1 pseudogene is annotated in these 264 nt (G+C 42.0%); it reads left to right on the forward strand.

What is annotated here, in order from left to right:
• Positions 1-16 precede the first annotated feature (16 nt).
• Positions 17-264, forward strand: a pseudogene (locus R0J92_RS23710) (hypothetical protein); the annotation flags it as partial.

A 264-nucleotide genomic window follows, 5' to 3' on the forward strand; every position in this document is an offset into this window, starting at 1 on the left:
GGACGAAGAGGCGGAATTGGAAGAGGAAGAAGGACAATTCATAGATGAAGACGACAATCCTTATTATAAGCGTCGTCTAAAGCTGGATGTCGAAACGCCTGAAGTCTGTTTCATAGAAAATCAAAACGCTCTGCTCCTTGCCATACCATATCGTACGGACAAAGGGAATGCTTCTATTAAGGTCAAGCGAGAAATGAAGATCACGAAAATGAAGCAGATATCACTCGATGAGACCAATATCCTGACTCTAAATGGATATTGTGG

This window comes from Tritonibacter sp. SIMBA_163 (genome assembly GCF_046535935.1).
In the GTDB taxonomy this organism is placed as follows: Bacteria; Pseudomonadota; Alphaproteobacteria; order Rhodobacterales; family Rhodobacteraceae; genus Epibacterium; species Epibacterium scottomollicae.